This window comes from Bacillus cereus group sp. BfR-BA-01360, from assembly GCF_022663595.1.
Classification (GTDB): domain Bacteria; phylum Bacillota; class Bacilli; order Bacillales; family Bacillaceae_G; genus Bacillus_A; species Bacillus_A cytotoxicus.
The window spans coordinates 1-23,774 of record NZ_JAKUFV010000033.1 but is presented as its reverse complement, the minus strand read 5'-3'; the positions used below and the strand labels follow the sequence as shown (position 1 = coordinate 23,774).

The following is a 23,774-nucleotide window of genomic DNA, read 5'->3' as shown; positions in this document are numbered from 1 at the left end:
TGTAAATAGTTTTTTCGTCATTTTGAAATGTCTCCGATTCTCATTTTTCTCTCATTATACAAGAAATACCCTATAGAATAGACCTTTTTTTTAAGTGTCTATCCTATAGGGTACATTTTATGTGGGAGCATTGCTTTTTTATTTTATTCCGCTATTTTAGGAAAGTGAGGAAGATAGGTGGGAGCTCATAATCAGTATGGGATGAAGGAAGCCTTTACTAATTAAAGTTGCACTTTATCGTTCTCACTTAATTATATAGAGAGTCTTGTCAATCATCGATAAAAGAAAGGGGAGGATTTCTAATTTTAACTAAATAATTGAAAAAGAGGTTTGGGTATGAAGCTTCAAAATCGAGTAAGAGAATTTCGGGAAAACAATTGGCTCATCGCGGCAGACAATCAGCTTAATTGAACGAGGTGATGATGCACCATCGATTGTTTTATCATTAGGAGATCTTTATGCTAGCAGACGGTTAGTTGCCCGCTTGTCGTAATTTGTTGGTAAATCGATATTCTATGTCGAAGCGCCGATAAAATTCGATTTGCGCCGATAAATGGTGAAGAATCGCCGATATATTTCAAGTTGCGCCGATATATTTTGGGGAAGGGGAAAAAGAAGTTGCCGTAGAAGCATCTTCTTTTTTATTTGTTTATAAATTGTTTATTTTTATTTTCTATTCTAGAAGTAAGGAGGGGATTGAGATGAAAGAACCTGTTTTAGAAGTGAGAGATGTGACGAAGAGAGTGAAAGGAAGAACGTTGTTAAGCCATCTGTCTTTTTCAGTTTATAAAAATGAAATTTGTGGATTTGTTGGACCGAATGGATCTGGGAAGACGACATTGATTCGGGCCATTATGGGATTGATTCGACCAAATGAAGGTGAAGTGTTAATCAATGGTGTGAGTGTACAAAAAAATCGTAAGGAAGCTCTTCGATATGTCGGTGCAATTGTTGAAGCACCTATTTTCTTTCCTTATATGTCAGGAAGAAAAAATTTGCGGAATTTAGGCAGGATTACGCTGAATGCTGGGGGAGAGCACTTGGAGAAAAAGATTCAGCAAGTGTTACAAATCGTCGGTTTAGAAAATCGTGCTGATGATAAGGTTAGTACGTATTCACTTGGAATGAAACAACGGTTAGGAATTGCCCAAGCACTATTGGGAGATCCAGATTTTATTATTTTAGATGAGCCTTCTAATGGACTAGATCCAGTTGGGATTCAGCAACTTCGAAAAATTATTCTTGATTTACAGCGTAAGAAAGGAATTACATTCTTTATTTCGAGTCATTTCATTCGTGAACTTGAGATTATGTGTAATTCATGGGTCATGATTCGAGAAGGGGCACTGATATGGCGAGGGACAACGGAAGATTTAAAAGGTAATCAGAAAGAGCTTGAGGATATTTTTGTGGAGATGATGAGTTCATGATGAGGTTAGTGCAGTCTGAATGGGAAAGGCTTTGGGCGAAGAAGGTGACATGGCTTTGTTTTGCGATGATACCATTGATGTTATGGGGGGCTGTGAAGTATTCCATGGAGCACAATCGATCGATCACAAAAACAGCTGCAGATTATACATATGCAAATACATTCCCTTATATGGGCCTTGCAGAAATGATTGTGAGTATATTTAATCTGATTTTGCTCGTGACGATGGCTCTTATGATTTCTCATGAATATTACAGTGGACAAATGAGAATTGTATTGCAGCGTACTTATACGTATCGGCAAATTTTATTTGGAAAAATGGTTGTAATGCTTATAATGATGGCTTTGTTTTTCCTCGTATATTTCATTTGTAGTTATGTAATTGGGTATGTATGTTTTGAATTTAATCCGAATGTCTTCCTTTTTTATTATGAGCAGCCAACTAATAGTGGAACAGAAGTTTTTTTATATACACTGAAGTATTACATCATAGCGTACATCATAACAGTTTGCGTCAGTAGTATTTTTATGGCGATAACAGTACTGAGTAAGTCTACAACAAGTGCTATCGCGTTTGGAATGGGATTTATTCTCCTTTCTTTGATTGTTCCAGAAGTCGTACAAAATTTTGTATCGGATAATCAAATACTATATGTACAATCTTCATCAGTTATATATTTGCAGGCAAGAGGAATTGCTTTAGCACTTACAGAAAATGTGGACTTTATTTCTTTATGCTCCTTTGTATTAGCGATTTATATGGTTATTTCAAATTTGATTACGTTTTTTATATTAAGGAAGAAAGATCATTTTGTGTGAGGTGAGTAGAATGAAACAATTAATGATAAGTGAATTTGAACGGATTTTTTCTCGGAAAAAGACAAAGGTTATGTTATTTATTTTTATATTGTTTCTTATAGGCGATGCAATTTTTCTTGAGTATGGAGAATTAGCAATTTATAGTCGGAATGGTGTAGGAACACCGTTAAGCCAGTTGAATTTTTCAGTTGTACTAGCAAAAGAAATATATCCTATATTAGCTTTATTAATATTTCCAATTTTATTTGTGGATAGTTTTAATGGTGAGCGTTCTTCAGGTGCTTATCGTCTCGTTTGTATAAGGCCGATTGAGAGAGTGAAATTACTTTGTGGGAAATGGCTAACGCAGTTTATAGTTGCTTCGATATTTTTACTTCTTACTTTTATTACTGGATATGTATATGGGAGATTGTATATCCCCTCAGCTGAGTATACGACGTTTTTACATCAAGATATAAAATATAACGCTATGGAATCTTTTTTATATACATTGAAATATTATGGAATCTTTCTTTTTATTACTGCGACCCTTTTACTATTGGCAAGCTTCATTAGTTTATGGATGCCAAATGTAGTTCTTTCTTATTTTGGAACAATTGGAATCCTGTTTGGAGTGCTATATGTTCACCATATATTTTCGTATTTTATATTAGCAGGCCAAGAAGCGATTCGTACTTTAAGTAATGGAGATTCCACATTCTATCTTTTGAATGGTACAATTTTCGTAGTTTGTATGTTATCTAGTGTTATAACATGGCGGGCAAAAGATTTGTATGAGTAAAGGGGAGAATGACCGTGGCAGCGACCATTTTAGTTGTTGATGATGAGGAAGATATTTTAACATTTTTGGCAGATAGTCTTGCCATGGAAGGATACCATGTGCGAACGGCTTTAAATGGACAGGAAGCGCTACGTCAATTAGATGATGATGTAAGTTTAGTTTTACTGGATGTAATGCTTCCTGATATGAACGGATTTGAGGTATGTGAAAAGATTAGAAAAAGTCAAGGGTGTCCCATTTTGTTCGTAAGTGCTGATAGTAGAGAGCAATCGCGAATTGAGGGATTAATGATTGGTGGAGATGATTATATTAGTAAACCGTTTAGTTTGAAAGAGCTGAAGGCAAGGATTATTGCTAATTTACGTCGTACAATCAATAGGGAAGAAAATAAACAAGTCTTGAAATATGGGAATATTTTCATTGATTTACAAAGCTATGAGGTGAGGAGCGGAGAACAACTCATCCATTTTACGAAGAAAGAGTTTGAAATTGTAAAAATACTAGCACTTCATGCAGGGCAAGTATTAACGAAAGAACAGCTATTTGAAAAAATTTGGGGCTATGATAGTGAAAGTGATGTATCTACTGTTGTTGAACATATGAAAAAAATTCGGACAAAGATTAGCATGTATGATAAGGAGTATACATATATCCAAACAGTCTGGGGAATTGGGTATAAATGGAGTGTCCAAAGATGATTGAGCAGCTGCGTATTAAACAACAATTGGTGGTAGGTTTCTTAATCATTTTAATTGGAAGTTTACTACTTACTATTTTAACAGCAATAGGTGGTTGGTATTGGTTAATGACTGGCGATTCAGAGAAAGTGTTGCCAGCTAATCACTATCAAAATCAAATACCTACTATTGAAAAATATATTAAGAAAAAAGAAGATCTTTTATTAAATGAAAACGAGAGGAAGCAGCTAGAAAAGTTAATTCCTTTGGAGGGAATTCAATATCAAGTTGTAAATAAGAAAGGGGAATTTCTTTACGGGACATATACAAAAGAGATTATAACAGAGCAAAATCCAATTTTAAAAGTAATAAATACAAATATTCAGGAAGAAAATGATATTATTACAAATTATATTCCGGTAGTCGATAAAAAAGGGAATTTGCAAGGAGCGGTTGGGTTACATTATCGTTTAGTTAGTTCGCCAACTTCTCTGACCAATGGAATAATAGTGCTTTTATTTTTAAGTTCTCCGTTTATGTACATTACGATTTTGTCTTATGTTGTTTCAAGCCGAATGGGGAAAAGAATTAGGAAACCACTCATTGAATTATCGGAGGCTTCCAAAAGAATTCAAAAGCATGATTTAGATTTTCATTTAGAATATAATGCAAAAAATGAAATTGGTGAATTAGTTCATTCATTTGAAAACATGCGCGCTGCATTAGCGAATAGTTTATCACACCAATGGGAGTTAGAAGAAGAAAGAAGAGAATATATTAGAGCGATTTCCCATGATTTAAAAACACCATTAACTATTATTAGTGGGCATATAGAAGGCTTGCAAAGTGGCCTTTGGAAAAATGAAGAGCTACTACAGCGTTACTTACAAACAATTGAGCGAAATACGAATCGAATGGCAAAACTTATTGGAGAGTTCAATACGGTCAATGAGCTGGAAAGTTTTTCATTTCAACTATTTTTAAGTGAAGTAGATGTAGAGAGCTTCTTTCATAAAAAGATAGAAGAGTATGAGTATATTGTTAGGAAGAAAGAGGTAGAATGGGAAGTTATATTTGAACAAGCGAAAGATATAAAGATCTTTGAATTTGATCGAGAGAGAATCAGTCAAGTGATGGATAATCTTGTAATGAATGCAGTTCGGTTTACACCAGAAGAAGGAAAGATAGTATTAAAAGTAAGTATACAGCACGATGTACTTGAATTTCATATATATGATTCTGGGCCTGGTTTTCAAGCAAGGAATGTACAAAAAATTTTCCAGCGTTTTTATCAGGAGGATAAATCAAGATCAAGCAGTAAGGATCATTCTGGACTTGGATTATATATTGCAAAGATGATTGTAGAGAAACATGGCGGAGAAATATATGCGGAAAATGACGATGTATATGGTGGGGCACATGTTTGGTTTCGAATTTTTAAGTAAGTGATATAGGGCGTTTCACTTGTCGTAATTTGTTGGTAAATCGATATTCTATGTCGAAGCGCCGATAAAATTCGATTTGCGCCGATAAATGGTGAAGAATCGCCGATATATTTCAAGTTGCGCCGATATATTTTTTTGAGGGAGAAAAAATAAAAAGCTGGAAGAGGATTCTTCCAGCTTAAGAATTGCTTTCGATTCCTTCAGGGTCTTGTAATAGGTTAAACACATCTGCTAAGCAAAATGCGATAAACCAAGTCCAAAGACCATGGAAGAAAGCAGAGCTTAATTGAAGTGGTAGTGCATAGTTTGTCATGGAGTAGGAGATACAGCCCCCTACAATTCCGATCATTGTTAGTAGCATTGTTTTTTGGGCGTTTTCTTCTGGATTGAAGAGGAAGTAAATATATCCGCCTAATATTGAAGCGCTTACAAGCGATTCTATTCCGTTAAAAATGATATGTTCCCCAAGCTGAACGTTTGTCCAAAAGCAAATGGCAGCGCCAATCATCGCAAACAAAACAGCTATTGTATATCTTATATATTGATTCATATATTCATCTCCTTATGTACTAAGATGATTTGGAAGTCAACAAGGTAGGTATAATGGAAAGAAGTTCTTTTCTAAAAAGAATAATGAAGAATAACTAAGATGATTCGATAAGATGTGCAAATTTGCATTTAAAATATACCCGACTTCTCGTTTCGTTTTGCTTATAAAAGTAAGAGAAACTCCCAAGTCTATACATTCTTTTTGTAAATCTTGTTCACTGTATTATAACATATTTTTGTTTATAATGATAGAATTATCTGATTTTATAATAAGTGAAGACAAAATAAAAACGCAAGGAAAGTGAGTTCCTTGCGTTTTCTTATATGCGCTTGAAACGGCCAACGATTTCGACAGTTTCAGTAATATTCATAAATGCATGATTGTCTACGTGACGAATAATGCGTTTGATTTCTCCTAACTCATAGCGAGTTACGACAGTGTAAATAATTTTTTTCTTATGGTTGGTATAGCCGCCGACAGCGTCTACCATTGTTACACCACGGATGCCATGATGTAGTAGTGCGCTTTTGATTTCTTCGCCTTTTTCTGTAATTGTCATAATTGTTAATTTGATATGTTTCGTATGCACAGCATCAATTACTTTGCTGACAACAAAACGGCTAATTAACGTATACAAGGTAATATCCCAACCGAAAATAAAGCCAGCAACAACAAGTAGAACAAGGTTGAATACGAAAATGATAGCTCCAATTGAGATATCTTTATATTTTGCTACAATCAACCCGACAATATCAAATCCTCCTGTTGAAGAAGCGAATCGGAAAATAATTCCCGTTGCAGCTCCGCAGAGGACTCCGCCAAATACAGAAGAAAGCAAAATATCTTCTGATACTTGATGCACTGGGATAATGTTCATAGCGATTGACGATATTGCTACGAAATAAGCTGTTAAAAAGGTTGTTTTCTTACCTAAGTAAAAATGACTTAAAATAAGAAGTGGAACATTGAGTAGAAAGATAAGTGCACCAATATTGTAGTGCATTAAATAACCAATAATCATCCCTACTCCAGCGAATCCACCACTAATCATATTGTGCGGGATAAAAAACATATTCATCGAAATTGCATACAAGATAGAAGCTACAAAAATAACAATCAATTGTATGATAAATTCTAAGTGAAACGTTTTAGCCGCTGGGAAGGATAAAAAGGCGGTATCGGGAACGTAATCGGCGTCTCCTAATTGACCCATAGTATGTTTCATCTCCATATTCATTTTTGATTACAAGAAGAGAATAAAGCTTTTTTCAGAAACTGGCAACCGTTTTAGTATAATGCAAAAATTTTATAAATTTCTAAAAAATAACTTATTCAATTACATGTGTGAATATACTAAAGGAAGCGGATACGACGATGGTTTGGACAGTTTCTGCGAGGAAATATACAGAAATTGCTTTAAAATTATAAGAAAATAGAGGATATTGGTGAGGTATGCTAAAATGAGATTACTAAGGATGTGAAGCGATGGACTTTTTATTGCAAGATATTGCTTTATATATATCTGTTGTAACGACAGCATTATGTTTATTAGAAGTTTTTTTCCTTACTAATATTTCTCATTTTGTACGTCAACAAGCATCGAGTAGTAGACAAAAAGCTTTTACATTTGTTGATACATGTGAGGAGAGTATAGATCATTGGCTGCTTTTTTCTATTTTTTATAAATACGGAATGGTTCATTCTGTTCGTAGACAAGAATCAAGCGATGAGAGTGATGAAGCTGGTCCGTATACACCAATGTTTCGCTAATTCATTACGAAACATTGGAGGAATGAACATGTTAAAATCATACCGAGCTGTGCTCATTTATTTATCATTGTTACTTGTTTTTGTTTTATCTGGTTGCAGTCATGCAAGTCCTATTGATGCAAATAGTACTGGAATTTGGGATCACTACTTTGTTTATCCCATCTCATTTTTGCTTCAATTTGCCCATGATCATATAGCTGGCGGGAGTTTTGGGGTTGCGATTATTCTTATTACGCTTTTAGTTCGCTCTGCAATGATCCCATTAGCTATTTCGCAATATCGCAGTCAAATGAAAATGAAGCAAATGCAACCTGAGCTTCAAAGGTTGAAGGACAAATATGGCGATGTAAGCAAAGATATTGAAAAACAAAAAGAGTATCAAAAAGAAATGGCAAAACTCATGAAGTCAGGTGGTTGGAATCCACTAGCTGGCTGCTTGCCAATCCTTATACAAATGCCAATTTTTTCGGCACTATATTATGCAATTAGCCGCACAGAAGAGATTCGTACCTCTTCGTTTTTATGGGTCAATTTAGGACATGCAGATCCGTACTATATATTACCGATTCTTGCAGCATTCACGACATTTCTTCAAATGAAGGTGATGCAGACGTCTAAAGATCAAGTTCAAATGCTCAAAATTCAGCAGTTTATGATGCCGGCAATGATTTTATTTATGGGATTTGCTGCACCATCAGGACTTGTGTTGTATTGGGTTACTGGGAATACCTTCACAATGATGCAAACAATTATATTAAGAAAATTCATGGAACATGAACAAGGACAACTACAAAATGGCTAGAGAAAAACGCTGCTCTGATTGAGAGCGGCGTTTTTATATTATATTGCTGAATCTCTAGGTCGGATAAAGATAGTTAAGATACTCTATAATCAAGATATTTACTGTGTAGTAATACGGAGATTCGAAAAATAGGATAGCTTTTGTTATACTATAAGAAGAGATATTTTTATATATTATATCAGCGATATTATTGATTTTTTTGAAAAATCTAATATAATGAACAGTAACTACAAAATTCGACATCAAGAAGTGATGATGAGGATATGATTTATTTTTTACGATTCTCAGAGAGGGAAGCCTTAGGCTGTAAGCTTCCTAATACGAAAGAATGAATTACCACCTCTGAGCTGCAGCAGTGAATCCGTGAGTAATTGCTTGCCGATGAAAATCGTTATGGAAACTTGAGAAATTGGTAAAGTGTAGCGCTTTGCTAATCAAACAAGGGTGGAACCACGAATAAAACACTCGTCCCTTTTTGAGGGAGGAGTGTTTTTTATTTCATTTTGCATCACACTAGAATTGGAAGGAGGATACATAATATGCATCATGATGAGAAGAACAAAATTGGATTAACGGTGGCATTATCCATCGTTGTCGGAACAATTATTGGTTCTGGTGTATTTATGAAGCCAGGGAGTGTATTAGATTATTCTGGTAGTTCTAATATGGCGATTGCTGCTTGGATCATTGGAGGCTTATTAACATTAGCTAGTGGTTTAACAGTAGCTGAAATTGGAGCGCAAATTCCGAAAAATGGTGGATTATATACATATTTAGAAGAAATTTATGGGAGTTTCTTAGGGTATTTATCGGGATGGATGCAAACAGTTATATATGGACCAGCTATCATTGGAACGTTAGGTTTGTACTTTAGTTCTTTACTTATTAACTTCTTTTATTTAGATACATCGTGGAATTTACCAATTGCAATTGGTACAGTTGTATTCCTTGGCGCTGTAAATAGTGTTGGAACAAAGTATGGAGGCATTGTTCAAACAATTACAACAGTTGGGAAACTGATTCCCGTCGTATTAATTGTTTTGTTAGGTTTTTGGAAAGGGAATAGTGATATTTTTAATGTAGTTGTGCCATTATCGGAAAATCAAAGTATTGGTATGGCGATTTTAGCAACTTTATTTGCTTATGATGGTTGGATCTTGCTTGCTTCTATTGGCGGTGAAATGAAGAATCCAACAAAGTTATTACCAAAGGCGATGACATTAGGGATATTAATTGTAACATTTGCTTATGTATTAATTAATTTAGCTTTATTAAAAGTATTGCCAGCTATGCAAATTGTAAATCTTGGTGAGAATGCGACTGCAACAGCTGCTGAGATGTTGTTAGGAGAATATGGCGGGAAAATTATTAGTATCGGTATTATTGTCTCCATTTTTGGATGTTTGAACGGAAAGATTTTAACATTCCCTCGTATTCCAATGTCCATGGCTGAGCGTGGACAGCTTCCGTTTTCGAAATTTATCGCGAAAGAAAATGAAAAGTTTAACACACCAGTTAATGCAATTACGTTTGAAATTATTTTAGGGATTATTTTAATGATTATAAGTGATCCAAACAAATTATCGGAGATTTCCGTATTTACTATTTATATTTTTTATGTAATGACATTTGTTGGAGTGTTTATTTTACGAAAACGTAATGAAGGAAAAGAACGTGCTTATACTGTACCGTTATTTCCAATTGTACCGATTGTTGCCATTTTCGGGTCATTATTTGTAATTGGCAGTGCGATTATGAATGATCCTATAAGTTGTTTTTTATCAATTGGAATCGTTGTGACAGGACTTCCTGTATATTGGTATTTAAATAAGAAAAAAGAAAGATAACCTTAAAGAAGCAGGTGAAGGAATCGCTTGCTTCTTTATTTGTGAAACATTTCCTCCTAGAAGATAAGGAATCTCCTCTTGCTTGCTCTTTTGGTTGCTATTATTGTAGTAACTTTACGGAGTGGGGAGAAAGTTGAATTTTCGAGTATATATTTTAGCGATTGCGCTCGGTTCAACAGTAGGTGGCATTGTTATTGAAAAGTCATCTGTTATGTATAATGCTTGGGTCGGCGGTGGATTTATCATCTTAGCATTGCTATGTGCGATCTTCTCAATTACGAGAGAACAATCTACTCATGTGGCTAAAAAGGAATCTATCGTGTGATTAGATTCCTTTTAATTTTGGAAGAAATAGAGGTTTTACTACGGTGTTATAGAAGAGATTAATTATTGAGGTGATAAAATATGAATGATTCAATGATTGGTTTTTTATTCATGGCAGTACCGTTGTTTATCACTATATTTGTATTTAGATGGATTCGTTTTCTTTATCATAATTCGGAGAAGCAAGTTGAGCAAAATGAAAGGATTATTGAGTTATTAAATGAAATAAAGAGGCAGAATGAGAAATAGCAAAGGCATCCTGTGCTATTTCTCGATAGATAAAACGTATTATCTATTACTTAAAAAGATATGGATCAGGATATTTTCACCTTCTTATTACGAAAAAAGGAATGCTTTATTATGTATACAAGCATTCCTTTTATATATTTAATACCTCAATTTCATTAAAATGCTTCGAATTTCCTCATCATTCCTAAAGAGTTCATGATGCTTTTGGGTAATTTTAGCAAGTGCCACATCATGATAGAAAAATTCAGTAAAAAATTTTACAAATGGCTGAGACATTGTTTTCATTGCTTGCCAAGATTCTTGTTCAACACCAGCAAATAAAATTTCATAATCATCAATGATAAGGAGTAAATAACGCTCTAATGCATTTGGCTCGTCTGTTGGGATGAGAAAATGAATGTTCTTTAGTTCTGTTTCAGATTTTCCTACTATAAGGCCTTCAATATCAACACCTTGTTTCGCCTTCTACTCCAGTAATGGAAGATATTCTAAGAATGTATCATTCCAAGCAGAAATACGGATAGATTTTTTAGCATCTTTCATCATCTGTTTACTTTGTGCTTGAATAGAAGATCGCATTTTTAAGCTCCAAACACGGTCATCTGTAAATGATTTTTTGGAAATATTTGTTTCAAGCTCTTTAATATTCGTTTGGAATTCTGCTGTTAATTTTTCAATCGCGAGCTTGAGTGGCAATGCTGTATATAGCTTTCTCTTTTCTGAAACGGAATCCATTACCATTCCTTTATCGATTAGGCGAGCTAATATTTCATATATCTTTGCTTTTGGAACACCGGAATGTTTGACAATTGTTGTTGCATCTAATGGTTCATTGCTTGAGACTAAGACTTCATAAGCTTGACTTTCATATTGTGAGAAACCAAATTTTTGTAACATAATGCCTCCCGAACAAATTAGATTCTATATTAAGAATAAAGAACGATTTGTATTTAGACAAGTACTCATGAAGGATCTCTTCTAGAGAGTATAGTGAAATATATACAAATAAGTATAAATTTTTGAAATTATATAGATTGAGCTTTTTTTATTATCTATTATACTTAATATATCGATTGACATAATTAAATTTCATCGAGAAGGGGATGTTTCAAAGGAATGTGGAGAAGTTTACGTTTGAAAATTTCAGTCGTGTTTTCAGTGCTTATTACGCTGCTGTTTGCAATTTTAGGGACAACTGTATATCAATTGCAGCAGGAGGGAGCGCAAGATACACTCAATCAATATTCTCAAAATACAATGGATCTTGTCACTGAGCAACTTCATACATTTATACAAGGGATTGAAGAAGATATAGGGCATTATGGAACAAATAGCTTAGTACAAGAAGCATTGCAAAGTGGTCTAACTCCAGAAAATGAGGATGCTATTTTAAAAGAATTTTTACACTTCAAAAAGAATCATCCAGATATTTTAGATTTATATATTGGGACGAAAGATAAGAGAACGCTAAGTGCAAATCTCGCTGGGGGAGGAGCATTACCAGAGGGATATGATCCAACTTCTAGACCGTGGTACAAAAATGCTGAGGCAGATACGAAATCAGTTCATTGGGGGCAGCCCTTATATGAGGCTACAACAGGTAAATTAAGTATTGGTGTTTCAAAAGCGATTGTTGGTGAGGATGGTTCTGTATTAGGGGTTGTAGCGATGGATATATCGCTAGGAACGATTCAAAAACTACTACATAATATTCAATATAATTATGCTGGGGAAATGTTCATCATTAACGATAAAAACATTGCGCTTGTATATCCAGAAAAAGTAGGGAAAGATGTTTCAAAAGAGCCGCTTATCCAAAGTTTGAAAAAAGATACAACGAAATTTGCTGAATCTAAATTAGAAGGAAATGAGATAGTAGCCTATAGCCAATTATTTGATAAGATGAAATGGAAAATAGGAATCGTCTATCCTAAAGAAACAATTGATCGTGTATTATCTGAAACACGTAATACAGTAATTGGGATGACATGTATGAGTTTATTGGTTGCGATTACTGTATCTTTTTTATTTGCAAGAAAATTAGCAAGACCTTTGCAGTTATTAACAAAGCATGTTCAACGAGTAGCTGAAGGTGATTTAACATTGAAAATGGAAGTGATGAGTAAAGATGAGGTAGGAACGCTTACCACTCATTTTAATCATATGGTTGACCAGATGAATGAAATGGTAAGTAGCATTAAACATAATATACAGACCGTTCAACAATCTACCCGTCATCTTCATTATTTAACGAATGAAACTGTTGCTGCAAGTAAAGAGGTTTCCGGGGCGATGGAAGATGTAACGGGCGGGGCATCAACGCTTGCAAATGGTGTAGAGGAAGTTTCCACTCAACTTGGAAATATGACTGATTCAGTGGAACAAATGATTGAATCAGTAGAAGCGATTAAGGAAGTAACAAATAAGGCAGAACAAGCATCTAAACAAGGTCTTGATACGATGCATCATTTAGTTCACACAAGAGGACAATCATCATCTATTGTAGATGGTACAGAAGAAGCCTCCTGTAAACTAGAGCAGAGAGTACAATCTATTCAAAATGTAGTAGAAATCATTAAAGAAATTTCGGATCAAACAAATTTACTTGCTTTAAATGCATCGATTGAAGCGGCGAGAGCAGGCGAACAAGGAAAAGGATTTGCAGTAGTCGCAGAAGAGGTGAGAAAGTTAGCGGAACAATCAAAAGGAGCAACAGAGGAAATCGCTATGATGATAAGAGATGTACAGTTAGAAGTTGCGCGTGTTGTAGACGTTGTAAGTAAATTGAAAGACATTGCAGATATACAAAATAAGGTTACAGAAGAAGCAGAAACAGAGTTTCGTATCATTATGTCTGTAGTAGATACGATTATTACTTCGGTTGAAAAAATCGTTAGGGAGGTAAAAAATATAGGAGATGAGCAAGAAGAAATTACAGAAGTGATGCAAACAATTGCAGGGACAAGTCAAGAAAGTGCCGCAGTTTCTGAGGAGGTAAATGCATCTACTGAATCGCAAGTGGCTCACTTAGAGAAAGTATCCGATACGATGCGAATGCTAGGCGAGGAAATGAAAGGCCTAGAAAAATTAGTAGCACAGTTTAAAGTAGAAGAATAAGCGAAAGATTAGTAAACAAATATATATTTCGGTACAATAAAAAAATGTAAATATATATTTTATTAGGAGGAAAATGATCATGGCAATTGTTGATGTATCCATCATTCCAGTTGGCACAGGAAATCCAAGTGTAAGTGAATACGTAGCAGAAGTACAGAAAGTATTAGCGAAACATGCAGATCGCGTGAAGTATCAATTGACACCAATGAATACAGTAATTGAAGGAGATCTTCCTGTCATTTTAGAAGTCATTCAACAAATGCATGAAGTGCCATATACGAAAGGTGCACAGCGTGTTGCAACAACAATTCGTATTGACGACCGTCGTGATAAAGAAAGTACGATGGAGAAGAAATTAAACTCTGTTCAATCAAAATTATAGAAAAAAGTAGCGGATTTCGCTACTTTTTTCTATATAGGAAAGAGTAGGACGAAGAAAGAAAAGAACAAGTGAAAAAATGGGCACTGTACTCATACATTGCTAAAACCATGCCGGATTTAGTGAAGATTGGAATGAAACGTATCCAGAGGCAAAAGAAGAGATGGTAACATGAATTGCTGATATTAAGAAGGTAAATGAAGAACATCATAGTCAAAAGTAATAAAAACTCATAGGGTGGTTGTTATTACAGGGTGTTGGGAAATAACTATATCTAAATATTTAAATGACTTCTTACATTTGGATTGGAATTATTTGTAAGTTCTCATATTTATGATAAATTTGATATAAAAGATAAAGAAAATAGGGAATAAACTTATGGACCTAATGATAGTTTTACAGTCGTTCAAACTGAAATAGAGGATATTAGAGGGGGATGGATTAGGAGCTGAGAGAAAAGTAGCATGTACTATTAAGGAATAAAGGGGATAAATGGTATGAATAAGAAAGCCAAAAATTTAAAATATATTATGGTTATATTAGCTTGTATTGCAATTTTGGGTACAGTTTTACCCAATGTATTAGATCCGAATGAAACATTAGCAGGTAAAATTTCAATTGCAGCTTTTGGCACAATAGGCACCTGTTTCCTACTATCTATCATTTATTTTTTTGTAAAAAAGCTATTTTAAGAGGGAACAAACTTCAGATTGAGTACTATTTCCGATAGGTTCTGTTGATTGGGAAAATATTCATTCATGATTTATGTAAGAAAACAGATGGACTCTGAAACGAATAAAATATAGGATTATGTATGCTATTATTTTCCACAGGGTCATATTTCTATGGAGTATACTATCTTTTTGAATCATAAAGATATTTCTAGTATATAGCTTTTTGGTTTGATGAATGAAACAGCATTAGAGTTTCAAAAATTGTGAAAAAAGAAGTTGAAGAAAGCTTTAAGCTGTAAATGTTTTGAAAGAAGCAATCGTAATACATATATAGGCCTTTTGAACTGTACATTCTAAAATGGACAGTTTAATAAAATGATTGAAAATAAGTAAGCATCTAAAAGGTGGTTTCGATATTGTATCGGAGCCATTTTTTTTGCAGTATTTGAGTAAAATCCTATATTTTGGACTTATTCACAAACAACTTCCCTTGACCCATCTTTTATCCCGCTATTTTAGGGCAGCCTGATTGGTGAGGGCTCATAATCAGTGGGGATGGAGACCTCGACACACTGATTAAAGTTTCACTTTATAAAGGTTTTGGGGTGGAGGAGAAAATGCAGGTGAAATTGTTATGTAACGATAACGGATAACCTATATGATATTCGTATTTTTCAACGCAATAAACTCCTGTCAATCTACCTATTTTCCTAGTTTTTTTTAAATGTCGAAAAATTTTGGGGGATATTTAAAAGCGAAAATATAGGGTTTTTAATGATTTTATAGTATTATAGTAATTATCTAAATAATTATTTGTATCAAATAATTTCAAACAATGATATAATTTAGAAGAGGGGTAAAAAACAGACAAAGTACAGTCATAGGGGTGAATTACATGGAACAATTAATGCGAAATTCGTTTCTTTTCTTATCAAAAAATAAAGCGCTAACAAAACTTGCTAAAAAGTATGGCTTACGCTTTGGAGCAGGTCGCTTTGTCGCGGGAGAGACAATCGATTTAGCAGCAGCTACTATTAAAAAGTTAAACAAACAAGGGCTTTGCGTAACAATCGACTATTTAGGTGAATTCGTTGATAATGAGGCAGAAGCGAATGAAATGGCAAATCAATCCATTGAAGCAATTCGCGCAATTGGGCGTGAAAAGCTTGATTCCCAGCTTTCTTTAAAAATGACTTCCATGGGATTAGATATCTCGGATGATCTCGTAATGAACAATATGCGTCGGATTTTAGAGGCAGCAAAAGAAAATGGTGTATTTGTTACGATTGATATGGAAGACTATTCGCGTTGCGGGAAAACAATTGAAATCTTTAAGCGATTAAAATCTGAGTATGATAATATCGGTACTGTAATTCAAGCATATTTATATCGTACAGAAAAAGACATTGAAGACTTAAATGCATATAGTCCGAACTTACGTCTTGTAAAAGGGGCTTATAAGGAATCACCAGAAGTTGCATTCCCAGAAAAGAAAGATGTAGACGAAAACTATAAAAAAATTATTAAAATGCACTTATTAAATGGAAATTATACTGCAATTGCTTCGCATGATGACGCAATTATTGAATATACAAAGAACCTTGTGAAAGAACATAATATTTCACGTGATCAATTTGAATTTCAAATGCTATATGGAATTCGAACAGAACGTCAACTGGAGCTTGTGAAAGAAGGATACAAAATGCGCGTTTATGTACCGTATGGAAATGACTGGTATGGTTACTTTATGCGCCGTCTCGCAGAGCGCCCAGCAAATGTTGCGTTCGTTTTAAAAGGAATTATGAAAAAATAACCCAGGGAGAAAAAATCTCCTGGGTTATTTTAATTGTTTCAGTGCATAATGCGCCATCTTTTTTGTGTCGGGATATAGTTCATGACGAGTAGAAGAAAGAACAACGGTAATAACACGTTTTCCCTCTTTTTCATCAACAGTTACGACCGTATATTTCCCTAAAGCAGACAAGCCACTTTTACTTCCAATTGCATATGGATCATCATACAATTCTTCTCGGCCATAGTTCGCTAGTTTCACAGTACGTTCTGAAGTATGTAGTGTTGTACGCGTTGTATTCATATATTTTAAAACAATTGGATATTTCAATGCTTCTTTTGTAAGGATGGCAATATCGTAAGGTGATACTTTATTACCAAGTGCATCAGCACCGCTTGCATTTTTAAAAGTTGCATGCTTTGTTCCGAGTTCTTTCGCTCTTGTATTCATCATTTTAACGAACTCTTCTTTTGACCCTGCAATATGTTCAGCAATAGATTCAGAAACAGGATCTGCACTAATGATAAGCATAAGTTTTAATGCTTCATCGCGTTTTAACTTTTCACCAGCGTGAAGCTTAATCTTCTTACTTTGACTTTCCGTTTTAATTGCATTTTCTGTAATTGTAATCTCTTCATCTTTTTTTACATTCTCTAATAACAGAATAGTTGTCATTATTTTTGCGATACTAGCGGGATAAGAACGTTCATCTTCTCGTTTTCCATATAGAATTTCACCAGTGTCTGCGTCGATTGTAATGCCGTACTTTCCTGTAATAGGAGGTTGATCAGCTCTTATATTTTTTTGTCTCTGTGCATAAGAAAAGAAAATCATGCCGATAAATAGTGTGGAAATCATTACAATCATGATTATTGTTCGTTTCATTATTTTTCCCTCTTTTGTTACAAATAAATTGGGCAGAAAAAGTAGCCAATATTCATTATGCCACGTTTTCTGCCCAAAAATATAGCGTTATTTTTCACCCATGTTATGTTTTTTATATTGCTGATTGTTACCTTGGCGTCCCTTTTCAATACCGCGATCAGTAGGACCAGCATTTCCTGTTACGCTTGCTGCGCTTACGCCAGCTTTTGAAGGATCTTTCTTTAACTTTGCCATATATATTCCTCCTGTTTTGTCATATTCTATTACAGAAACTATGCATTTGTAGAATAACCGAATAAAAGAAAAATATTTATTTCAGAAAATTTTATCATTAAATATATTGCGAAAATTCAAGCGGTATCATATATTTATTAGTAGAGGCTCACTCATTGATTGCGACGTATGTCGAAAAATTGAATGAGCATTCATTCAAGAATAGGGGGAGAAATGGATGTTCCAAATTAAAAAGGCTGCTGTTCTCGGTTCTGGCGTAATGGGCTCAGGGATTGCGGCACATTTAGCCAATATCGGTATACCAACATTATTGCTTGATATTGTGCCACGGGCACTGACAAAAGAAGAGGAAGCAAAGGGACTTACACTAGAGCATAAAAGTGTAAGAAATCGATTTAGTAATGGAGCGCTGCAAAAATTAGTGAAACAAAAACCAGCTCCTCTTGCTGTGAAGGATAACTTGGCACTGATTACAACAGGGAATTTAGAGGATGATCTTGAACGCCTTGCTGAAGTAGACTGGATTATTGAAGTTGTTGTTGAAAATTTAGATATAAAAAAACAACTATTTGAAAAAGTAGATGCAGTTCGTAAACTTGGTACGATTGTAAGTTCGAATACATCCGGCATTTCCGTTGAAAAAATGGCAGAAGGTCGTTCAGACGACTTCAAAAAACACTTCTTAGGAACGCACTTCTTTAACCCACCACGATATTTAAAACTTCTAGAGATTATACCGACAAACGATACAGACCCACAAGTGTTGAACTTCATGAAACAATTTGGCGAAGATGTTCTTGGAAAAGGTGTTGTTATTGCAAAAGATACACCGAATTTTATCGGAAATCGCATCGGAACGTACGGGTTACTTGTAACACTTCGTGAAATGATGGAACGCGGATATAGCGTTGGTGAAGTGGATTCTGTAACAGGACCATTAATTGGGCGACCAAAGAGTGCAACATTCCGTACATTAGATGTTGTCGGATTAGATACGTTTGTTCATGTTGCAAATAATGTATATGAAAATGTGCAGGAAGAAGAAAGAGATGTCTTTAAGGTGCCTACTTTCATGCATGAAATGCTCGATAGAAAATGGCTTGGAAGCAAAACGGGGCAAGGGTTCTTCTTAAAGAAAGGAAAAGAGATTTTAGAATTAAATCCTAAAACGATGGAATATGAAGAGCGTAAAAAATTAAAAGCTGCATCTGTAGAATTAAGCAAACAAGAAAAAGGATTAGCAAATAAATTGAAAGCGCTTGTATATACAAAAGATCGTGCAGGAGAGTTATTATGGAATATTATCACACCAACTCTTTTATATTCTGCGAAACTTTATAAGGAAATCGCTGATGATATTGTAGCAATTGACCAAGCGATGAAATGGGGCTTCGGTTGGGAGCAAGGTCCATTTGAAATTTGGGATGCAATAGGAGTAGAAAAATCTGTTCAAAAGATGGAGGAAAACGGTAAGGTCGTTCCAGCATGGGTGAAAGAAATGCTACAGAATGGTTTTGCTACTTTCTATAAGCATGATAGCGGTGAAAGTTATTATTACGATAATGGAGAATACAAGCGAATTGAGCGAAATAAAAAAGCAATTTCTCTGAAACAATTAAAAGAGAAACATGGTGTTATTAAGAAAAATAGCGGAGCGAGTTTAATTGATTTAGGTGACGGTATTCTTTGCCTAGAGTTCCATTCAAAGAGTAATGCAATCGGTATGGATATTACGCAAATGATTAACTACGCTGTTGATGAAGTAGAGAAAAATTATAAAGGGCTTGTGATTGGAAACCAGTCGAAAAACTTCTGCGTTGGTGCAAATTTAGCGATGATTTTAATGGAAGCACAAGATGATAACTACTTTGAAATTGAGTGGGTTGTAAAAAGCTTCCAAGATGCGATGATGAAAATTAAATACTGTTCTAAGCCGGTAGTCGCAGCTCCATACGGCATGACGCTTGGCGGCGGTACAGAAGTTTGCTTGCCGACAGCTAGTATTCAAGCTTCTAGTGAAACATATATGGGATTAGTGGAAGTTGGTGTAGGTCTTATCCCTGGTGGAGGCGGCAATAAAGAGTTATATATAAAATATTTAAATAAAATGGCAAAAGGCGTAGAGTTTGATTTGCAAAAGGTTGCAAATAAAGTGTTTGAAACAATAGCAATGGCGAAAGTTTCGACATCTGGACAAGAAGCAATTTCTCATAATTTCTTAGGGGATAAAGACGGCATTAGTGTGAATGGCGATCACTTATTATATGATGCAAAACAAAAAGCTCTTGCACTATATGAAGCGGGGTATAAACCGCCAATTCGTAAAAAGGTTCCCGTTGTTGGTGAAACAGGATATGCAACGCTTGTACTAGGTGCAGAGGCAATGCATTTATCTGGTTATATTTCAGAATACGATCTCCATATTGCGAAAAAGCTTGCATACGTCATTGCGGGTGGAAAGGTACCTTATGGAACAGAAGTTGATGAGCAATATTTATTAGATATAGAGCGTGAAGCGTTTATGAGTTTAATAAGTGAGATGAAATCACAAGCAAGAATGCAGCACATGCTTGTAAAAGGAAAGCCATTACGTAACTAATAACGAGGGGAGATATCGTTCATGAGAGAAGCTGTCATTGTTGCAGGAGCAAGAACTCCGGTTGGAAAAGCAAAAAAAGGTTCATTAAAAACAGTTCGTCCAGATGATTTAGGAGCGTTAGTCGTAAAAGAAACGTTAAAACGTGCGAATTATGAAGGACCGATTGATGATTTAATTTTTGGATGTGCGATGCCAGAAGCTGAACAAGGCTTAAATATGGCACGGAATATCGGTGGATTAGCAGGCCTTTCTTATGATGTTCCAGCTATTACAATTAACCGCTACTGCTCTTCAGGCTTGCAAAGTATCGCTTACGGTGCAGAGCGCATTATGCTAGGACACTCTGAGGCGGTATTATCTGGCGGAGCTGAATCGATGAGTTTAGTTCCGATGATGGGGCATGTTGTTCGTCCTAATAGCCGACTTGTTGAAGTAGCACCAGAATATTATATGGGAATGGGACATACAGCAGAGCAAGTTGCGATGAAATACGGAATTTCTCGCGAGGAGCAAGATGCATTTGCAGTTAGAAGTCATCAACGTGCTGCAAAGGCATTAGCTGAAGGGAAATTTACGGATGAAACAGTGCCTGTAGAAGTAACGTTGCGCATTGTTAACGAAAATAACAAATTGGAAGAAGAAACTATTACGTTTTCACAAGATGAAGGAGTAAGAGCAGATACAACGCTAGAGGTACTTGGGAAATTACGTCCGGCTTTCAACGTTCGTGGTTCCGTAACGGCTGGTAATTCATCGCAAATGAGCGATGGTGCAGCATCTGTACTACTAATGGATCGTGAAAAAGCAGTGAGCGATGGCATGAAGCCAATGGCGAAATTCCGCTCTTTTGCAGTAGCCGGTGTGCCGCCAGAAGTAATGGGAATCGGTCCAATTGCGGCGATTCCAAAAGCTTTAAAATTAGCGGGATTAGAGCTATCTGATATTGGTTTATTTGAACTAAACGAAGCTTTTGCTTCTCAATCGATTCAAGTCATTCGTGAGCTTGGATTAGATGAGGAAAAAGTAAACGTAAATGGCGGTGCAATTGCACTTGGACATCCACTCGGTTGTACAGGAGCGAAATTAACATTATCTCTTATTCATGAGATGAAACGACGCAATGAGCAATTCGGTATCGTAACGATGTGCATCGGCGGGGGAATGGGAGCTGCGGGAGTGTTTGAACTTCTATAAAATGTGGAAGCGATGTAACGGTTCGAAAAAATAAAGGAAGAGCTAGTATCTCTCGTTACATGAGAGATACAGCTTATGAAAATATGAAGGAGGAATTTTTCATGGAAAAAACAGTGGGGAATGCAGTAAAGGGCGGTAGCTTTTTAATTGATGAGATTACAATTGATCAAGTATTTACACCAGAAGATTATACAGATGAGCATAAAATGATAGCAAAAACAACAGAAGACTTTATCGTAAATGAGGTTTTGCCAGAGCTTGAATATTTAGAGCAACATGAGTTTGATCGTTCTGTTCGTCTATTGAAAGAAGCTGGTGAACTAGGATTATTAGGGGCTGATGTACCAGAAGAGTACGGCGGAATTGGTCTTGATAAAGTGAGTTCAGCTTTAATTGCTGAGAAATTTGCGCGCGCTGGTGGGTTTGCTATTACACATGGTGCTCATGTCGGTATCGGATCATTACCAATCGTATTATTTGGTAACGAAGATCAGAAGAAAAAATATTTACCACTACTTGCAACTGGTGAAAAGTTAGCTGCATATGCATTAACTGAGCCAGGATCTGGGTCTGATGCATTAGGTGCAAAAACAACTGCACGTTTAAATGCAGAAGGTACGCACTATGTGTTAAACGGAGAAAAACAATGGATTACAAACTCAGCCTTTGCGGATGTGTTTATCGTATATGCAAAAGTTGATGGCGAGCACTTTTCTGCATTTATCGTAGAAAAAGAATATCCAGGTGTATCGACAAGCCCTGAAGAAAAGAAAATGGGTATTAAATGTTCATCAACTCGTACATTAATTTTAGAAGATGCATTAGTACCAAAAGAAAATGTTCTTGGCGAAATTGGTAAAGGGCATGTGATTGCATTTAATATTTTAAATATCGGCCGTTATAAACTAGGTGTTGGTACAGTTGGATCGGCAAAACGCGCAATAGAAATTTCAGCAGAATATGCGAACCAGCGTCAACAATTTAAGCAACCAATCGCTCGTTTCCCATTAATTCAAGAAAAGCTTGCGAATATGGCAGCGAAAACATATGCAGCGGAAAGTTCTGTTTATCGTACAGTGGGCTTATTTGAAAGTCGTATGAGCACATTAACTGAGAAAGAAGTAAAAGATGGGAAAGCAGTAGCAGCTTCAATTGCAGAATATGCAATTGAGTGTTCATTAAATAAAGTATTTGGTTCTGAAGTATTAGATTATGTAGTAGATGAAGGAGTACAAATTCACGGTGGTTATGGATTCATGGCAGAGTATGAGATTGAAAGAATGTATCGTGATTCTCGTATTAACCGTATTTTCGAAGGAACGAACGAAATTAACCGTTTAATCGTACCGGGTACGTTCTTACGTAAAGCAATGAAAGGGGAACTACCATTACTGCAAAAAGCACAAAAACTACAAGAAGAATTAATGATGATGATGCCAGAAGAAGTAGGCGATGAGCCATTAGCACTTCAAAAACATTTAGTCAAGAATGCGAAGAAAATCGGCCTAATGGTAGCTGGATTAGCAGCTCAAAAATACGGTAAAGCGCTTGAGAAAGAACAGGAAATTCTTGTGAATATTGCTGATATTGTAAGTAATTTATACGCAATGGAATCAGCCTTGCTCCGTACGGAAAAAGCAATCAAAGCAACGGGTCTCGAAAAGAATAAACAAAAAGTATTATACACGGAAGTATTCTGTCAAGAAGCGTTCAACCAAATTGAAGCAGATGCAAAAGAAACAATTATCGCAGTGGAAAACGGTGATATGTTGCGCATGATGCTATCAGCGCTTCGCAAACTAACTCGCCACACGCCAATGAATGTTATTCCGAAGAAGCGTGAAATTGCAGCGAAGATTTTAGAGGAGGAGCGTTATATAGTTTAATACGTAACAAAAAAACAGTCACTTAGGTGGCTGTTTTTTGTATTAGTCAGAAAATTTTAGATACAAGAAACGATGCACTGATCGTTGGTGATGCTTTCCAAACTTGTGGAAGAGTTGCGGTAGCAGGGCAATTGAAATGGCTATTTCCATTTCCTGCACTTGGAACATGGCACGCAGAAACAGCATTAAAGAGTGCGCAAAAATTGTTGCAGTATAAGCCGTCTGTATTAGCGACAGGAATTAGCGTTAAAACGAAAATGCAAACTGGATGAAGCAAAAAACTATCAAAAGCAAAAACGTAAAGTAGCTTGCATCCATGAG

General features: G+C 35.5%; 20 protein-coding genes, 5 pseudogenes and 1 other annotated feature. Of the genes and pseudogenes, 20 read left to right on the top strand and 5 right to left on the bottom strand.

What is annotated here, in order from left to right:
• Positions 1–336: 336 nt before the first annotated feature.
• From MR056_RS20440 to MR056_RS20415, 6 genes and pseudogenes are all read left to right on the top strand, one after another.
• A pseudogene (locus tag MR056_RS20440) lies at positions 337–448 on the top strand (helix-turn-helix transcriptional regulator); the annotation flags it as partial.
• A 253-nt stretch (positions 449–701) separates the two neighbouring features.
• On the top strand, positions 702–1,430 hold the full coding sequence (locus MR056_RS20435) for an ABC transporter ATP-binding protein (protein ID WP_048723205.1): 729 nt from the start codon (positions 702–704) through the stop codon (positions 1,428–1,430).
• Positions 1,427–2,248, top strand: coding sequence for an ABC transporter permease (locus MR056_RS20430; RefSeq protein WP_048723203.1), 822 nt, complete (start codon positions 1,427–1,429; stop codon positions 2,246–2,248). Before MR056_RS20435 ends, MR056_RS20430 begins: the two co-directional genes overlap by 4 nt.
• Before the next feature lie 10 nt (positions 2,249–2,258).
• Positions 2,259–3,029 carry an ABC transporter permease gene (locus MR056_RS20425; RefSeq protein ID WP_087099328.1) on the top strand — a complete coding sequence of 257 codons (771 nt, stop codon included), beginning with the start codon at positions 2,259–2,261 and terminating at the stop codon, positions 3,027–3,029.
• Positions 3,030–3,043: 14 nt separating this feature from the next.
• Positions 3,044–3,727 (top strand): response regulator transcription factor, encoded by a 684-nt coding sequence (locus MR056_RS20420; RefSeq protein WP_087099326.1) that lies wholly within the window; start codon positions 3,044–3,046, stop codon positions 3,725–3,727.
• Positions 3,724–5,151, top strand: a complete 1,428-nt coding sequence (locus MR056_RS20415) for a sensor histidine kinase (RefSeq protein ID WP_048723198.1) — start codon at positions 3,724–3,726, stop codon at positions 5,149–5,151. The genes MR056_RS20420 and MR056_RS20415 overlap by 4 nt, the downstream gene beginning before the upstream one ends.
• 178 nt (positions 5,152–5,329) lie before the next feature.
• Here the strand turns inward: MR056_RS20415 and MR056_RS20410 are convergent, their stop codons facing one another.
• Positions 5,330–5,701, bottom strand: coding sequence for a DUF3938 domain-containing protein (locus tag MR056_RS20410; RefSeq protein WP_012096063.1), 372 nt, complete (start codon positions 5,699–5,701; stop codon positions 5,330–5,332).
• A gap of 319 nt (positions 5,702–6,020) precedes the next feature.
• Entirely contained in the window at positions 6,021–6,914 is an 894-nt protein-coding gene (locus MR056_RS20405) for a YitT family protein (protein ID WP_012096062.1), read from the bottom strand.
• A gap of 272 nt (positions 6,915–7,186) precedes the next feature.
• Here MR056_RS20405 and MR056_RS20400 point away from each other — a divergent pair, with 272 nt between their 5' ends.
• The 5 genes and pseudogenes from MR056_RS20400 (at position 7,187) to MR056_RS20380 (ending at position 10,693) form a co-directional block, all read left to right on the top strand.
• On the top strand, positions 7,187–7,471 hold the full coding sequence (locus MR056_RS20400; RefSeq protein WP_012096061.1) for a hypothetical protein: 285 nt from the start codon (positions 7,187–7,189) through the stop codon (positions 7,469–7,471).
• Positions 7,472–7,499: 28 nt separating this feature from the next.
• Positions 7,500–8,273 carry a membrane protein insertase YidC gene (locus MR056_RS20395; protein WP_087099324.1) on the top strand — a complete coding sequence of 258 codons (774 nt, stop codon included), beginning with the start codon at positions 7,500–7,502 and terminating at the stop codon, positions 8,271–8,273.
• 243 nt (positions 8,274–8,516) lie between these two features.
• Positions 8,517–8,749 (top strand) — a binding site (T-box leader).
• A gap of 63 nt (positions 8,750–8,812) precedes the next feature.
• Entirely contained in the window at positions 8,813–10,120 is a 1,308-nt protein-coding gene (locus MR056_RS20390; RefSeq protein ID WP_012096059.1) for an APC family permease, read from the top strand.
• 154 nt (positions 10,121–10,274) lie between these two features.
• A pseudogene (locus tag MR056_RS20385) lies at positions 10,275–10,445 on the top strand (MFS transporter); the annotation flags it as partial.
• An 80-nt stretch (positions 10,446–10,525) separates the two neighbouring features.
• Positions 10,526–10,693 (top strand): hypothetical protein, encoded by a 168-nt coding sequence (locus tag MR056_RS20380; protein WP_087099322.1) that lies wholly within the window; start codon positions 10,526–10,528, stop codon positions 10,691–10,693.
• A gap of 138 nt (positions 10,694–10,831) precedes the next feature.
• On the opposite strand, the pseudogene MR056_RS20375 reads toward MR056_RS20380, so the two are convergent.
• Positions 10,832–11,590: pseudogene (locus MR056_RS20375) on the bottom strand (TrmB family transcriptional regulator).
• A gap of 219 nt (positions 11,591–11,809) precedes the next feature.
• Between MR056_RS20375 and MR056_RS22910 the strand changes: the two are divergent.
• The 5 genes and pseudogenes from MR056_RS22910 (at position 11,810) to MR056_RS20350 (ending at position 16,676) form a co-directional block, all read left to right on the top strand.
• Positions 11,810–13,810 carry a methyl-accepting chemotaxis protein gene (locus MR056_RS22910; protein ID WP_012096055.1) on the top strand — a complete coding sequence of 667 codons (2,001 nt, stop codon included), beginning with the start codon at positions 11,810–11,812 and terminating at the stop codon, positions 13,808–13,810.
• 79 nt (positions 13,811–13,889) lie between these two features.
• Positions 13,890–14,192: an MTH1187 family thiamine-binding protein gene (locus tag MR056_RS20365; protein ID WP_012096054.1), complete on the top strand. Its 303-nt coding sequence runs from the start codon at positions 13,890–13,892 to the stop codon at positions 14,190–14,192.
• Positions 14,193–14,242: 50 nt separating this feature from the next.
• A pseudogene (locus MR056_RS20360) lies at positions 14,243–14,364 on the top strand (DUF2573 family protein); the annotation flags it as partial.
• A 322-nt stretch (positions 14,365–14,686) separates the two neighbouring features.
• Entirely contained in the window at positions 14,687–14,881 is a 195-nt protein-coding gene (locus MR056_RS20355; RefSeq protein ID WP_012096052.1) for a hypothetical protein, read from the top strand.
• A gap of 877 nt (positions 14,882–15,758) precedes the next feature.
• Complete coding sequence (locus tag MR056_RS20350) at positions 15,759–16,676, top strand: proline dehydrogenase family protein (protein WP_012096051.1); 918 nt, start codon at positions 15,759–15,761, stop codon at positions 16,674–16,676.
• A gap of 24 nt (positions 16,677–16,700) precedes the next feature.
• Here MR056_RS20350 and MR056_RS20345 read toward each other — a convergent pair whose 3' ends face one another.
• Positions 16,701–17,540 (bottom strand): D-alanyl-D-alanine carboxypeptidase family protein, encoded by an 840-nt coding sequence (locus MR056_RS20345; protein WP_012096050.1) that lies wholly within the window; start codon positions 17,538–17,540, stop codon positions 16,701–16,703.
• An 87-nt stretch (positions 17,541–17,627) separates the two neighbouring features.
• The gene (locus MR056_RS20340; RefSeq protein WP_012096049.1) at positions 17,628–17,774 is read right to left on the bottom strand and encodes a YuzL family protein; all 147 of its coding nucleotides are present in this window, start codon (positions 17,772–17,774) and stop codon (positions 17,628–17,630) included.
• Between the two features lie 217 nt (positions 17,775–17,991).
• Here MR056_RS20340 and MR056_RS20335 point away from each other — a divergent pair, with 217 nt between their 5' ends.
• The 4 genes and pseudogenes from MR056_RS20335 to MR056_RS20320 all read left to right on the top strand — a co-directional run.
• Positions 17,992–20,373 carry a 3-hydroxyacyl-CoA dehydrogenase/enoyl-CoA hydratase family protein gene (locus MR056_RS20335; RefSeq protein WP_048723191.1) on the top strand — a complete coding sequence of 794 codons (2,382 nt, stop codon included), beginning with the start codon at positions 17,992–17,994 and terminating at the stop codon, positions 20,371–20,373.
• Positions 20,374–20,394: 21 nt separating this feature from the next.
• Positions 20,395–21,567: an acetyl-CoA C-acetyltransferase gene (locus MR056_RS20330; RefSeq protein ID WP_012096047.1), complete on the top strand. Its 1,173-nt coding sequence runs from the start codon at positions 20,395–20,397 to the stop codon at positions 21,565–21,567.
• A gap of 101 nt (positions 21,568–21,668) precedes the next feature.
• Positions 21,669–23,453 (top strand): acyl-CoA dehydrogenase family protein, encoded by a 1,785-nt coding sequence (locus MR056_RS20325; protein ID WP_012096046.1) that lies wholly within the window; start codon positions 21,669–21,671, stop codon positions 23,451–23,453.
• Positions 23,454–23,497: 44 nt separating this feature from the next.
• Positions 23,498–23,725 (top strand): annotated as a pseudogene (locus MR056_RS20320) (hypothetical protein); the annotation flags it as partial.
• Positions 23,726–23,774 lie beyond the last annotated feature (49 nt).